This is a genomic window from Actinacidiphila guanduensis (assembly GCF_900103985.1).
Classification (GTDB): domain Bacteria; phylum Actinomycetota; class Actinomycetes; order Streptomycetales; family Streptomycetaceae; genus Actinacidiphila; species Actinacidiphila guanduensis.
Map to the genome: position 1 here is coordinate 467586 of NZ_FNIE01000001.1, position 14944 is coordinate 482529.

Below are 14944 nucleotides of genomic sequence, written 5' to 3' on the forward strand. Positions count from 1 at the left end.
GGTACCCTTACAGTGTCCGGCCGGTGAACTGCGGGGGAATTGTGGGTTCATGGCCTTTGGGCAGGTGGGTGGGCGTGACACGGCGTGTTTAGCATGTCGGCGTCCCACGTTCCGCTGCACCGATTCCCGGAGGTCCGGTGTGTCCGCCGAACCCGAGCCCGAGCCTGCCGCAGACCCCGCCGAGGAGGGCGGTGCGCCCCCTGAGATGCCCCCTGCCGCGCCGGGCCCCTCGGGCGGCCGCCGGCTGAACCTGCGTGACTGGCGGGTGACCGCCACCGCCGCGGCCGTCGTGGTGGCCGTCACCGCGGGCGTGGTCGCGATCACCGCCACCGGGCACCACGGCGGCGACCGGGCGGATCCGGCGGCGAGCGCCACCCCGGCGTACACCGGGCTGCCGCACACCGCGATCGACGTCTCGCCGAGCACCTGCGGCAAGGGCTGGGGCGCGAACGGCAAGCCGCACACCGGCACCCAGGTCTTCGACCTGCACAACTCCGGCGCCTCCGCCACCGAGGTGTACCTCACCGACCCGAAGACGGGGAAGTTCTACGCCGAGGTGGAGGGCCTGGCGCCCGGCACCGTCCGCGAGATGCCCGTCGAACTCGGCAGCGGCACCTACGCGTTCGAGTGCCAGCAGGAGGACACCGACTCGGTCACCGGCCCCACGGTCACCGTTCCCGGCAACGTCCCGCAGGGCCCGGCCAGCCGCCCGGTCACCGTCCACGACCTGATCCCGCCGACGCTGGACTACCAGAAGTGGATCCGCGCCCGGATGACCGAACTCTCGGCGGACACCGGCAGGTTGAAGAAGGACATCGACGGCGGCGACCTCGCCGCGGCCCGCCGGGACTGGCTCGCCGGGCACCTCGTCTACGAGCGGATGGGCGCGGCCTACGACACCTTCGGCGACGCCGACGGCGTGATCAACGGCACCGTGCAGCTGGACGTCGACCCCGCGCACGCCGCCGGCTTCACCGGCTTCCACGCCATCGAGTACGGCCTGTGGCACGGCCGTTCGGCCGCCTCGCTGCGCGGCCAGGCGGCCACCTTGGACAACGCGGCCCGCAAGCTGCAGAAGGACTGGGCCACCCAGCAGATGGACCCGGCGAACATGGGCCTGCGGGCGCACGAGATCATCGAGAACAGCGAGCAGTTCGAGCTGACCGCGCGCACCGACTACGGCAGCGGCACCAACCTCGCCACCGCCGCGGCCAACATCGACGGCTCGCGCGAGATCCTCGACGAGCTCGCCCCCCTGCTCAAGGACCGCGACCCGGGGCTGGCCCGGCTGCAGGCCACCCTCGACGACGCCCAGGCGTACCTGCGCACCTTCGACAAGGGCGGCACCTGGACCCCGGTCGGCAAGCTGACCCGCGCCCAGCGCGAGAAGGTCGACGCCTACTTCGGCGACATGCTCGAACAACTCGCCCCGGTGGCGGCGATCTGCGACGTACGGAGGACCACATGACCAGCGACACCCCCGGCCGCGAGCACCACGGCGACCTGGGCAGGCGCGGCTTCCTGCGCGGTGCCGCGGTCGGCGTCGGCGCCGTGGGGGCCGTGGCCGGCGGCGCCACCGCGCTGACGGCGGCCACCGCCTCGGCCTCCGCCCCCGCCGCCCCCAAGGCGGCCGCCGCGCCCTTCCACGGCGCCCACCAGGCGGGCATCACCCAGCCGGTGCAGTCCGCCTCGGTGACGGTCTCCTTCGACGTCACCGCGGCCGACCGGCGCGAGCTGACCGAGCTGCTGCACACCCTCACCGAGCGGGCCCGCTTTCTGACCACCGGCGGCACTCCGCCCACCGTGGGCATCACCGACTCGCCCTCCGACAGCGGCACCCTCGGCCCGCAGGTGCCCGCCGACGGCCTCACCGCGACCGTCGGCGTGGGCGCCTCGCTCTTCGACGGCCGCTACGGCCTGGCGGACCGCAAGCCGCTGCGGCTGACCACGATGCCGGAGTTCCCCGACGACGACCTGCAGCCGGCCTGGTGCCACGGCGACCTCAGCCTCCAGCTGAGCGCCCCGCACACCGACACGGTGCTGCACGCCCTGCGCGACATCGCCCGGCACACCCGCGGCGGCCTGCAGGTGCGCTGGCGGATGGACGGCTTCAGCAGCCCCTCGCGGCCCAGCGGGACCCCCCGCAACCACCTGGGCTTCAAGGACGGCACCGCCAACCCCGACGTCGCCGACCCGGCCGTCGCGAACAGGCTGCTGTGGGCCGGGGGCGGCGGCGAGCCGGCCTGGACGGCCGGCGGCTCGTACCAGGTGGTGCGGCTGATCCGGATGCTGGTGGAGTTCTGGGACCGGGTCTCGATCACCGAGCAGGAGCGGATGTTCGGCCGCAACCGCGACACGGGCGCCCCGCTGGACGGCGTGCACGAGTTCGACACCCCGAAGTTCGCCCAGGACCCGATGGGCGACGTCATCCCGCTGGACAGCCACATACGGATGGCGAACCCCCGCACGGCCGCGACGGACGACTCGCGGATCCTGCGCCGGGCGTACAACTACGACCGCGGCATGGACAGCAACGGCAACCTGGACATGGGCCTGGTCTTCGTCTGCTACCAGCAGGACGTCGAGCGGCAGTTCGCGGCCGTGCAGAAGCGGCTGGCCGGCGAGCCGCTGGTGGACTACGTCGCCCCGTTCGGCGGCGGCTACTTCTTCGCACTGCCCGGGGTGAAGGACCGCTCGGACTGGTACGGCAGCGCCCTGCTCGCCTGACCGGGCGCCGGCAGCGCGGCGAGTCCCAGCAGTCGCACCCCGCCCCACCTGCAACGGTCCCGATCCGGTTCGGGACGCCGGCGAAACCCGGCACCCCGAACCGACCCCCGCTGTTCACCTTCCGGTCACCAGCGGGCCGACACCGTGTCGCGGCTCACCAGAACGATCGCGTTCGGCATTGGACCAACGTGCGCGAAGACATCATCACGGCACGCGCTTTGCACCACACAGCGGAGGCTGAAGAAGCATGAGCACCACAGGCGGTACGGTCAGGAGAAGAGGGGTCTCGCGGTTGCGGACCGCGCGCTTGGGCGCGCTGGCCGGGGCCGCGGCGCTCGCGCTGATGGGCGGCACCGCGCCCGCGTACGCCGACTCCGCGCACCACGGCGGCGGCAGCTCCAGCACCACCACCCCGATCAAGCACCTGGTGGTCATCTACGACGAGAACGTGTCGTTCGACCACTACTTCGCGACGTACCCGCAGGCCGCGAACACCGACGGCACCAAGTTCACCGCGGCGAAGAAGACGCCGAAGGTGGACAACCTCACCAACTCGGGCCTGCTGAAGAAGAACCCGAACCAGTACCCGCCCACCCGGCTGACGCCGGCCCAGGCCGTCACCTGCGACCAGAACCACTCCTACGGCCCCGAGCAGTACGCGGCCAACGGCGGCAAGGCCGACGGCTACGTGCAGAACACCGACTCGGGCAAGTGCTCGGGCGGGCTGTTCTACCAGCCGGGCCTGGTGATGGACTACTACGACGGCAACACCGTCACGGGTCTGTGGAACTACGCCCAGCACTACACGCTCGGCGACAACTCCTACAGCTCCACCTACGGCCCCTCGACGCCGGGCGCGCTGAACCTCGTCTCCGGCCAGACCCACGGCGTCATCTCCGTGGACCCCAAGTCCGGCACGGAGAACCCGAAGCAGACCACCACCCCGGACTCGTACACCGTGGTCTCGCCGAACGCCAAGGGCGTCGGCACGGTCATCAACGACCCCGACCCGGCCTTCGACGACTGCTCCGACAACAGCCACACCAGCACCAACGCGCTGGCCGAGTTGCAGGGCAAGAACGTCGGCGACCTGCTCAACGCCAAGGGCGTCACCTGGGGCTGGTTCCAGGGCGGCTTCCGTCCCTCGACCGCGTGGGACGGCAAGCAGGGTGACTACGCGAGCTGCCTGGGCTCGACCCACACCAACGTCTCCGGTGCCTCCTCGGTGGACTACAGCCCGCACCACTCGCCGTTCGAGTACTACAAGTCCACGTCCAACCCGCACCACCTGCCGCCGAAGAACGTCGCCGAGATCGGCCACAACGGCCAGGCGAACCACAACTACGACCTGACCGACTTCGACGCGGCGCTCAAGGCGGGCAACCTGCCCTCCGTCAGCTTCCTGAAGGCGGCCGAGTACCAGGACGGCCACGCCGGCTACTCCGACCCGATCGACGAGCAGCACTTCCTCGTCAAGGAGATCAACGCCATCCAGTCCTCCCCCGACTGGAAGGACACCGCGGTCGTCATCGCCTACGACGACTCCGACGGCTGGTACGACCACGCGTTCGCCAAGCCCGCCAACGGCTCGAAGGACACCACGGTCGGCTCGAACGGCAAGACCACCGACAGCGCCGCCTGCCAGGCGGGCCCGGCCGCGGCCGGCGGCTACGCCGACCGCTGCGGCCCCGGCACCCGCCAGCCGCTGCTGGTCATCTCGCCCTACAGCAAGGTGAACGCGGTGGACCACACCCGCACCGAGCAGGCGTCGGTCACCAAGTTCATCGAGGACAACTGGAAGACCGGCCGGGTCGGTGACGCGTCCTTCGACGCCACCGCGGGCACCCTCACCAACGCCTTCGACTTCAGGCACCCGAACAACAAGCAGGTGCTGCTGAACTCCGACGGCTCGGTGAAGTCGGTCAAGAACATCAGCAGCCACGGCAACCCGCCCGGCGGTCCGGGCAAGGGCCACGGCCACGGCAGCACCGGTGCGGCCGCGGGCGGCTCGTCCGGCGGCAACGACGTCTCCACCCAGACCCTGGCCGAGACCGGCGGTTCCTCGCCGGCGCTGCCGATCGGCATCGCGGCCGGAGTCCTGGTGGTCGGCGGCGGCGCGCTGTACTACGCCCGCCGGCAGCGCGCGCACTCCACCACGGCGGCCTGACCGGTCCGCACCCGACCGGCACACGCCGTCAGCACCACCCGGCCGCGGGGCCCCGCCAGACCCCGCAGCCGGTCCTCCAGGGGCCGTCCCGGCAGCAATGCCGGGGCGGCCCTCGCGCGTCGGTCGGCACCGGACCGCCGGGCGGCAGGCGCTACGGTCCCCGGACTGTCCGGGCCTTGAAGCAACTGCCCGTCAGCGCCGAGGAGTTGTCTTCACCGTCTGAACACATACCGCCCGCAACGGCACCTGACGGCTACGCAGCGATTTCGGTGCGGGGTCCTGTGCACAACTCTTGACATGGATGAAACACAGGGAGAAACATCTCGGTAAGCATCGGAGAGCGCTCTCATTCGTCAACACGGGGGCGCTCGACGCCGGTTCGGCAACCCTTGCCCCCCACCCCTGACCCAGGAGAGTGCCCATGCTCCCGCCCCCCACCGCGTCCGGCGCGCACGCCATGGCGCCGCCGCACTCCCTGCGCAGACAGCGCAACATCGTCGCCGCCGTGGTGACGGCGCTGTTCGCGTCGCTGCTGCTGTTCGTGCCGCTGCACTCCGCGCACGCCGCCGACACCCTGCTCTCGCAGGGCAAGACGGCGACCGCGTCCTCCACCGAGAACGCCGGCACGCCGGCCTCCGCGGCCGTGGACGGCAACACTGGCACCCGCTGGTCCTCGGCGGCGGCCGACCCGCAGTGGCTGCAGGTCGACCTCGGTGCCACCGACAACCTCACCTCCGTGACCCTCAACTGGGAGACGGCGTACGCGAAGTCCTTCAAGATCCAGGTCTCCTCGGACGGATCGAACTGGACCGACCTGTACTCGACCACGACGGGGACCGGCGGCAACCAGACGGTCGCCGTAAACGGTTCCGGGCGTTATGTCCGGATGTACGGGACCGTGCGGGCCACCCAGTACGGCTACTCGCTGTGGGAGTTCCAGGTCTACGGCTCCACCGGCGGCGGCACCACCCCGCCGTCCGGCGCCACCTTGATCTCGCAGGGCCGCCCGGCCACCGCGTCCTCCACCGAGAACGCGGGCACGCCGGCCTCCGCGGCCGTGGACGGCGACACCGGCACCCGCTGGTCGTCGGCCGCCTCCGACCCGCAGTGGCTGCAGGTCGACCTCGGCGCCACCTCCACGATCAGCTCGGTGGTCCTCAACTGGGAGACGGCGTACGGCAAGTCGTTCCAGATCCAGACCTCCAACGACGGGTCGACCTGGACCTCGATCTACTCCACCACCTCGGGCACCGGCGGCAACCAGACGCTCAACGTCACCGGCTCCGGCCGCTACGTGCGGCTGTACGGCACCGCCCGCGGCACGCAGTACGGCTACTCGCTGTGGGAGTTCCAGGTCTACGGCACGGCCGGTGACGACAGCGGCGGCTCGACCGGCGGCAGCACCGGCGGCGGCACCGGCCCGATCCAGGGCGGCGGCGACCTCGGCCCGAACGTGAAGGTCTTCGACCCCTCGACGCCCAACATCCAGCAGCAGCTGGACTCGATCTTCTCCCAGCAGGAGAGCAACCAGTTCGGCGACGCCCGCTACCAGGTGTTCTTCAAGCCGGGCACGTACAACAACATCAACGACCAGATCGGCTTCTACACCTCGGTCTCCGGCCTGGGCAAGAACCCCGACGACGTCCAGATCAACGGCGACATGACCGTGGACGCCGGCTGGTTCAACGGCAACGCCACCCAGAACTTCTGGCGTTCGGTGGAGAACATGGCCATCAAGCCGGTCAGCGGCACCGACCGGTGGGCGGTGGCGCAGGCCGCGCCCTTCCGCCGCATCCACGTCGAGGGCGGCCTGAACCTGGCGCCCAACGGCTACGGCTGGGCCTCGGGCGGCTACATCGCCGACAGCAAGATCGACGGCACCGTCGGCCCCTACTCGCAGCAGCAGTGGTACACCCGCGACAGCTCCATCCAGGGCTGGACCAACGGCGTGTGGAACATGGTGTTCTCCGGCGTCCAGGGCGCTCCCGCCCAGGGCTTCCCGAACCCCGTCTACACCACGCTCGGTTCGACCCCCGAGTCGCGTGACAAGCCGTACATGTACATCGACAGCAGCGGCAACTACCAGGTGTTCGTGCCGAACCTGCGCACCAACGCCAGCGGCGTCGACTGGCCGAACACGCCGGGCACCTCGATCCCGCTCACCCAGTTCTACGTGGCCAAGCCCGGTGTGTCCGCCGAGACGATCAACGCGGCGCTCGCCCAGGGCCTGAACCTGGTGCTGACCCCCGGCATCTACCACGTGGACCAGCCGATCAACGTCACCCGCGCCAACACGGTGGTGCTGGGCCTGGGTTACGCGACGGTCATCCCGGACAACGGCGTGGACGCGGTGAAGGTCGCCGACGTCGACGGCGTGAAGCTGGCCGGCTTCCTCATCGACGCCGGCACCGGCAAGTCCCCGCAGCTGCTCCAGGTCGGCGCGCCCGGCTCCAACGCGAGCCACGCGAGCAACCCGACCACGATCCAGGACGTGTTCGCCCGGATCGGCGGCGCGGGCCCGGGCCAGGCGAGCACGGCCTTCGAGATCAACAGCAACGACGTGATCATCGACCACACGTGGCTGTGGCGGGCCGACCACGGGGCCGGCGTCGGGTGGACCACCAACCCGGCCGACGAGGGCCTGAAGGTCAACGGCAACAACGTGCTGGCGACCGGCCTGTTCGTGGAGCACTTCGAGAAGTACGACGTGGAGTGGGCCGGCCAGAACGGCAAGACGATCTTCTTCCAGAACGAGATCGCCTACGACCCGCCGAACCAGGCCGCGATCCAGAACGGCAGCACCCGCGGCTACGCGGCCTACAAGGTCGACGACAACGTCACCAGCCACGAGGGCTGGGGGCTGGGCAGCTACTGCAACTTCACCGCGGACCCGACGATCATCCAGGACCACGGGTTCGAGGCGCCGACCACGGCCGGCGTGAAGTTCCACGACCTGCTCGTGGTGTCGCTCGGCGGCATGGGCCAATACGCCCACGTCATCAACAACACCGGCCCGGGCACGTCCGGCACCTCGACCACTCCGTCGACGGTGACGTCCTACCCGTGAGCCGGCCGGCGCCTTCGGGCACCACCGGGAACACCGGCTGAACACCGGCTGAACAAGGGCTGAACAAGGGCCGCCGCTCCGTCCGTCGGAGCGGCGGCCCGCTCGCTTTCCCCGCCGCCCGTCCGGCTCCGGCGTGCCGCGGCCCACTGCCCGCCGCTCGTACGGAGTCACAGGACGGCTCGTCCGGAGTTGTACGGAACCGGCCGCGCGCGGGGCGGGTTTGCGGCTTACAGCGACGACTTGACGCAATATCCCGGCGAATTCGCGTAACAGCGTCTTGACCTCTCTGCAACTCACGGACAATTCTCAGGGTGCACACCCCCAGGGCTCCATCCCCCCAGACGGGCGGCGGCAGATGCCGCCCGCCGAACCCGAACGGAGTGGCCATGAGACGTCGCCGACCCCTGCTGCCGAGCGTGGTGGCCGTCGCGGTCGCCGCGCTGGCGGCACTGACCACGGGCGCGCTGCCGGCCCAGCACGCCGCCGCCGCGTCGAAGCCGTGGATGAACGCCGCCGACACCCCGGCCCAGCGCGCCGACGCACTGCTGGCGCAGATGACCACGGCGGAGAAGATCACCATGATGCACGGCGGCGCCCAGTGCTCCTGGGGCGCCTGCGTGGACGCCAACACCCGCCTGGGCATCCCCCAGTTGCGGCTGCAGGACGGCCCGGCCGGCGTCGCCGACGGCGCCGGCGGGGTGACCCAACCGCCGGCCCCGGTGGCCGCGGCCGCGTCCTGGGACCGCGACCTGGCCAAGAGCTACGGCCAGGTGATCGGCAACGAGGCGTGGAACAAGGGCGCGAACGTCGTCCTCGGCCCGACCGTCAACATCGTGCGCGACCCACGCTGGGGCCGCGCCTTCGAGTCGCTGAGCGAGGACCCTTACCTGGCTGGCGAGTTGGGCGCCGCCGACATCCAGGGCATCCAGAGCCAGGGCCCGATGGCCCAGGTGAAGCACTACGCGGACTACAACCAGGAGACCAACCGCAACAACCCGCAGGACAACGTCATCATGTCCGACCGGACCCAGCGGGAGATCTACCTGCCGGCCTTCGAGGCGGCCGTCCAGCAGGGCAACGCGTACTCGGTGATGTGCTCCTACGCCACCGTGGCCGGCACCTACGCCTGCGAGGACGCCCAGTTGATCCAGCAGGTCCTCGAAGGCGACCTGGGCTTCACCGGGTTCGTCACCTCCGACTGGGGCGGCACCCACTCCACCGTCGCCTCGGCGAACGCCGGTCTCGACCAGGAGATGAACGGCCAGGACTTCTACGGCCAGGCGCTGGCCGACGCGGTCAGCAACGGCCAGGTCTCGCAGGCCACACTCGACGGGCACGTGCGGCGCATCCTCACCTCGATGTTCGCCGCCGGCCTGTTCGACACCACCCAGACGGGCACCATCACCACGCCGGTGAGCACCGCCGCCCACCAGGCCACCGCCCGGCAGGTCGCCGAAGAGGGCAGCGTGCTGCTGAAGAACGCCAACAGCGCGCTGCCACTGGGCTCTTCGAACAAGAAGATCGCCGTGATCGGCGACGACGCGGGGCCCAACGCCCTCACCGCGGGCGGCGGCAGCGCGCACGTGGCCGCCGCCTCCGTCGTCACCCCGTACGCGGCGCTGTCCGCGCGGGCGGGTTCCGGCGCCACCGTCACCTACGCGCAGGGCTACGCTTCGCCCGGCGGCGAGGTCGTCGACAGCCCCTACCTGACGCCCTCGCAGGGCAGCGGGCACGGCCTGTACGGGCAGTTCTACAACGGGACGTCGCTCGGCGGCTCGCCGCTGGCCTCGGGGGTGGACCCCACGGTCAGCTTCCAGTGGGGCGGCGCCTCTCCGACGTCCGGTGTCCCGGCCACGAGTTGGTCGGCGAAGTGGACCGGCACGCTGACCCCGCCGACCACGGGCTCGTACACCTTCTCGCTGCGCAGTGACGACGGCAGCCGCCTGTTCGTCAACGGGCAGCAGGTCATCGACAACTGGGCCGACCAGCCGCCCACCACCAAGACCGGCACGGTCGCGCTCACCGCGGGCCAGCCGGTGAGCATCGAGGTGGACTACTTCCAGGACGGCGGCGGCAGCGAGCTGTCGCTCGGCTGGCAGATCCCGAACCAGGACCTGCACGGCGCGGCCGTCACCGCCGCGCGGGGCGCCGACACGGCGCTGGTCTTCGTGGACAAGTCCGAGGGTGAGGGCGCCGACCTGGACTCCATCGACCTGTCGGCCGACCAGAACCAGCTGGTCTCCGACGTGGCCGCGGTGAACCCGAACACCATCGTGGTGGTCAACAGCGGCTCGGCGATCACCATGCCGTGGGCGGGCAGCGTCCGCGGCATCGTGGAGAACTGGTACCCGGGCCAGGAGGACGGCAACGCAATCGCCGCCCTGCTCTACGGCGACGTGAACTTCTCCGGCAAGCTGCCGGTCACCTTCCCGCAGAGCCTCGCCGACGTGCCCGCGCACACCACCGCCCAGTGGCCCGGCCAGAACAACCAGGTGCAGTACAGCGAGGGCGTCGACGTCGGCTACCGCTGGTACGACAGCCAGAACAAGACCCCGCTCTACCCCTTCGGCTACGGGCTGTCCTACACCACCTTCTCCTACGGCAACCTGACGGTCGGTCAGCCGGACAGCAGCGGGTACGTCGCCGTCGGCTTCGACGTCACCAACACGGGCAGCCGGGCCGGGGCGGACGTCGCGCAGGTCTACGTCAGCGAGCCCGCCGCCACCGGCGAACCGCCCGAGAGCCTGCGGGGCTTCCAGCGCGTGCAGCTCAACCCGGGCCAGACACAGCACGTTTCGGTCACCTTGAACGCGCGCAGCTTCCAGTACTGGGACAACGGCTGGACGAACGCGGCGGGCACCAACACGGTCCGGGTGGGCGACTCCTCGCGCAGCACCCCGCTGAGCGGCACCGTCACGATCCCGGCCGGCGGGGGCGGCACCCCGCCCGCGCAGGGCACCGCGATCAGCCTGCGCGCCCACGCCAACGGCCAGTACGTCACCGCGGAGGACAACGGCGCCTCGGCGCTGATCGCCAACCGCACGGCGATCGGGCCCTGGGAGACCTTCGACGAGATCGACCTCGGCGGCGGCAAGGTCGCGCTGCGCTCGCACACCAACAGCAAGTACGTCACCTCGCCGAGCGGCGGCTCCGGCTCGCTCATCGCGAGCAGCGGCACGATCGGCGCTGCCGAGACCTTCGACCTGATCCACGACCCGGACGGCGCGATCACCCTACGCGCCCACTCCGACAACCAGTACGTGACGGCCGAGAACGCGGGAGCGGCACCGCTGATCGCGAACCGGACGGCGATCGGCCCGTGGGAGGAGTTCGATCTGATCCAGGACTGAGCAACTGCCGCTTCACCGCGGGGTGTTCCGGCGTACGGGGCGGCTCAGCGCGGGCAGGGCGGCTCCGACCGGCTGTTCGGCCCTTGCGGGGTTCGGGTACCGCGGACCGTGAGGGATTCGCACCCGACGTGCCCTCTGCGTCCGGTGGACCTGCGCCCAAAGACCGCTGCCACCCGGCCAGTCGGAGCACGGCTCTCCTCAAGCCGGTGTCCCAGGTCCGGTTTTCGCCGGGCCTCGTGGGACTCGGCAGGCCCGCATGCCCGGCTGCTTCCTCCGGGCACGCGGGGTGCCGTCGGCGGGTCGGCCTCCTTGGGTCGGCCCGCCACCGCGGTTCCACCCCCCTCCGGAGGAACCGCGGCCGCTTGAATCGGTGCTGCTCGGTACGGGGGCTGCGCCGCTCGGTGTTCCTCGCTGCCGCTCCCTACCGCTCACCTGTACTCAGTGCGCGTGGGGGCCTGTCGGTTGCGGGCGGACCCGCGGGACCAGTGCGAGCGAGACAGCCGCGGCGGCGCCGGCCGCGCAGGCGGCCACGGTGAAGGCGGTGGCGAAGCCGCCCGGGGTGCCGTGCTCGATCCCGCTCGCGGCCACCGTGGACAGCACGGCGACCCCGATCGACCCGCCGACCTCGTGGAAGGTGTTCACCACGCCCGAGGCGAGCCCCGCCTCCTCCTGCCGGGTCAGCGCGAGCGCGGTGCTGACCGCCGTGACGAAGACCGCGCCCACGCCCAGCCCGGCCACCGCGAGCGCGGGCACGACCAGCGGCCAGACGGGCGTGCCGCCGCCGAGCCCGGCCAGCGGCGCCAGGCCGAGCGCGGCCAGGGCCATGCCGCCGGCGGCGACCGGCCGCGCGCCCAGAGTGCCGAGCAGGCGGCTCGCCAGATGCGCGCCGGCCGCGGTGGTGACGGCCACCGGCAGGAAGGCGAGCCCGGTGCCGAGCGGGCCGTAGCCGCGTACGTGCTGCAGGTAGACCGAGCCGAGGAAGAAGGCGGAGACCAGCAGCGCTGTGGCGACGAGCATCAGGAATGCGCCGGCAAGGACCGGCCGCCGGGCGAGCATGCCGACGTCCATCAGGGGCGCGGAGCTGCGCCGTTCGACGGCGGCGAAGGCGGCGTACAGCACTGCGGCCGCCGCGAGCGGCAGCAACGTACGGGCGGCGCCCCAGCCCGCGTCACCCGCGCCGACCAGGCCGTACACGAGTGCTCCGGTCCCTGCGGTGGCCAGGAGGGCGCCGGGTACGTCGAGCCGGGCCGGGCGCGACGGCCGGGCGGGGACGACGGCGGGCAGGACGGCCAGCACCAGGACGCCGACGGGCACGTTGACGTAGAAGATCCAGCTCCAGCCGGGGCCGCTGGTCAGGGCGCCGCCGACGAGGACGCCGGCGGCCGAGCCCGCGCCGCCGATGCCCGCCCACACGCCCAGCGCCCTGGTCCGCTCCGGGCCGTGGAAGGTGGTGGTGACCAGGGAGAGCGCGGCCGGGGAGAGCAGGGCGGCGCCGGTGCCCTGGGCCGCGCGGGCGGCGAGCAGCGCGGTGGCGCTGCCGGCCGTACCTGCGGCGAGCGAGGCCGCGGTGAAGAGGACGAGCCCGGCGGTGAAGGTGCGGCGGGCGCCCAGGGCGTCGGCGAGCCGTCCGCCGAGAAGCATCAGCCCGGCAAAGCACAGGGTGTACGCGGTGACGACCCAGGTCAGGGCGGTGCGGTGAAGGTGCAGGTCGGCGGCGATGTCGGGCAGCGCGACGTTCACGACCGTCACGTCGAGCACGAGCATGAACTGGGCGAGGCAGATCAGGGCGAGGGCAGTCCAGCGCCGCCGGTCTGCTGTTGTGCCGGTCGTGGGTGGGGGCGCGTGGTCGGCGCCGAGAGTGGGCTGGGTCATGGCGGTTCCTCCCCCCAGGAGGCCTTATCTGTACTGTACGGCACAGTACAGGTAGACGCACATGAACTCAACAGTTCAGTTCAGGTGCGGGACTAGACTGCTGATCATGGGCACGAACGCGAGGGAGCACGGGCACCCGGCCGAGCACGTGGGCGACGCGGGGGACGCGGCGGGCGCCACTGCCAGGCGTGGGCCCGCGGGGGCGCGGGCCGAGCGCAAGCGCGAGGCGATCATCACCGCCGCGCGCGCCCTGTTCCTGCGCGACGGCTTCGATGTCAGCGTGGACCAGATCGCGGCCGAGGCGGGCGTGTCGAAGGTGACCGTCTACAACCACTTCGGCAGCAAGCAGGCGCTCTTCGTCGAGGTGGTCAAGGACGCGATGGACGCGCCGCTGGGCGACACCCTGGTCGGCGCAGTGGACGGCCTCGCCGAGGGGGACGATCTGCGGACGGCGATCACGGATGCCGCCCGGGCCTGGGTGCGGCGGATCCGCTCGGACCCCGACGTGCTCGCCCTGCGCAACCTCGTCGCCCGCGAGGCCCACCGCGTCCCCGAACTCCACGCCGTCTGGCGCGAGTCGGGGCCCCAGCTGCACCACCCCGCGGCCAGCGGCGCACTGGCCGAACTCGCCGCCACCGGACGGCTCACCATCCCCGACCCCGAGGTCGCGGTGCTGCAGCTGTACGCGCTGCTGGTCTTCCCGCACCTGGTCTTCAGCGCGTACGGCACGGAGTTGGACGACGCGCTGGCCGAACGGCTCACCACCACGGGCGTCGACATGTTCCTCGCGTACTACGCGCCGGAGCCGCCGTGATGCCGCGGCTGTAGACGGGTCGTCAACTCACCGCGGGCTTGCGGGCCCCGATCAGGTAGCGGGTGGAGTGGGCGACGAACGGGCCCTGGCGTTCGATGAGTTCGTGCAGATCGCGCAGCCGGTCGCGGTAGCGGACCACGCTGAAGTCCGGCACCATCCAGATCACCTTGCGCAGGAAGTACACCATCGCGCCCACGTCGTGGAACTCCATGCGCAGCCGCGCCGTGCGCAGGTCCACCACCTCCAGGCCCGCGTCCGCCGCGCCCTTGCGGGCGACGTCCGGGTGCCTGCCGCTGCGTTGGGCGCCGGGCTGCGGGCCGAGGAAGAACTCGACCACCTCCACCGCGCTCGCCGGGCCGACGTGCTGGGCGAGGTAGCTGCCGCCCGGCCGCAGCACCCGGGCGATCTCCTGCCACCACACGGTGACCGGGTGCCGGCTGCTGACCAGGTCGAAGGCCGCGTCCCCGAACGGGAGCGGCGGCTCGTCGGGATCGGCGACGACGACGGCGCCGCGCGGGTGCAGCAGCGCCGTCGCCTTGGCCACGTTCGGCGGCCAGGACTCGGTGGCGGCCATCAGCGCGGGGAAGGCCGGCACACCGGCCAGCACCTCGCCGCCGCCGGTCTGGACGTCCAGCGCGGCCGCGACCCCGCCGAGCCGCTCCCCCAGCAGCCGCTGGTAGCCCCACGGCGGACGCTCCTCGCTCGCCCGCCCGTCCAGCCAGGAGAAGTCCCAGCCGGCCACGGACACGGCGTCGGCCTCTGCCACCAGATCGTCGAATGATCGCCCCATCGGCCCAGCATCGCCAGTCCGCGCGGGGCCCGGCAACCGCATTTCCGCCCCCGCGGCACGCGCCTCGTACCCGGACCGGGACGCAGGCGGGATGCCCGGCCCCGGACGCACGCGAGCCCGGCGGGCGGGGACGTCCCCCGTCGGCCGGGCCGGCGCT

At 71.8% G+C, this 14944-nt stretch carries 8 protein-coding genes; 6 read left to right on the forward strand and 2 right to left on the reverse strand.

What is annotated here, in order from left to right; translation table 11 throughout:
- Positions 1-139: 139 nt before the first annotated feature.
- The 5 genes from BLR33_RS02055 to BLR33_RS02075 all read left to right on the forward strand — a co-directional run bounded on the left by BLR33_RS02055 (position 140) and on the right by BLR33_RS02075 (position 11311).
- Positions 140-1468, forward strand: a complete 1329-nt coding sequence (locus BLR33_RS02055; protein ID WP_245771088.1) for an EfeM/EfeO family lipoprotein — start codon at positions 140-142, stop codon at positions 1466-1468.
- Positions 1465-2727 carry an iron uptake transporter deferrochelatase/peroxidase subunit gene (efeB, locus tag BLR33_RS02060; RefSeq protein WP_093782467.1) on the forward strand — a complete coding sequence of 421 codons (1263 nt, stop codon included), beginning with the start codon at positions 1465-1467 and terminating at the stop codon, positions 2725-2727. The genes BLR33_RS02055 and efeB overlap by 4 nt, the downstream gene beginning before the upstream one ends.
- A gap of 247 nt (positions 2728-2974) precedes the next feature.
- A complete protein-coding gene (locus BLR33_RS02065; protein ID WP_093782468.1) occupies positions 2975-4894 on the forward strand; it encodes an alkaline phosphatase family protein in 1920 nt (639 codons plus the stop codon).
- A gap of 457 nt (positions 4895-5351) precedes the next feature.
- Positions 5352-7961 (forward strand): discoidin domain-containing protein, encoded by a 2610-nt coding sequence (locus tag BLR33_RS02070; RefSeq protein ID WP_093782725.1) that lies wholly within the window; start codon positions 5352-5354, stop codon positions 7959-7961.
- 386 nt (positions 7962-8347) lie between these two features.
- Positions 8348-11311: a glycoside hydrolase family 3 C-terminal domain-containing protein gene (locus BLR33_RS02075; protein ID WP_093782469.1), complete on the forward strand. Its 2964-nt coding sequence runs from the start codon at positions 8348-8350 to the stop codon at positions 11309-11311.
- A 438-nt stretch (positions 11312-11749) separates the two neighbouring features.
- On the opposite strand, the gene BLR33_RS02080 is transcribed toward BLR33_RS02075, so the two are convergent.
- The gene (locus tag BLR33_RS02080; protein WP_093782470.1) at positions 11750-13183 is read right to left on the reverse strand and encodes an MFS transporter; all 1434 of its coding nucleotides are present in this window, start codon (positions 13181-13183) and stop codon (positions 11750-11752) included.
- Between the two features lie 106 nt (positions 13184-13289).
- Here BLR33_RS02080 and BLR33_RS02085 point away from each other — a divergent pair, with 106 nt between their 5' ends.
- Positions 13290-13997, forward strand: a complete 708-nt coding sequence (locus BLR33_RS02085; protein ID WP_093782471.1) for a TetR/AcrR family transcriptional regulator — start codon at positions 13290-13292, stop codon at positions 13995-13997.
- A gap of 22 nt (positions 13998-14019) precedes the next feature.
- Here the strand turns inward: BLR33_RS02085 and BLR33_RS02090 are convergent, their stop codons facing one another.
- Complete coding sequence (locus BLR33_RS02090) at positions 14020-14787, reverse strand: methyltransferase domain-containing protein (RefSeq protein WP_093782472.1); 768 nt, start codon at positions 14785-14787, stop codon at positions 14020-14022.
- Between the last annotated feature and the right edge of the window lie 157 nt (positions 14788-14944).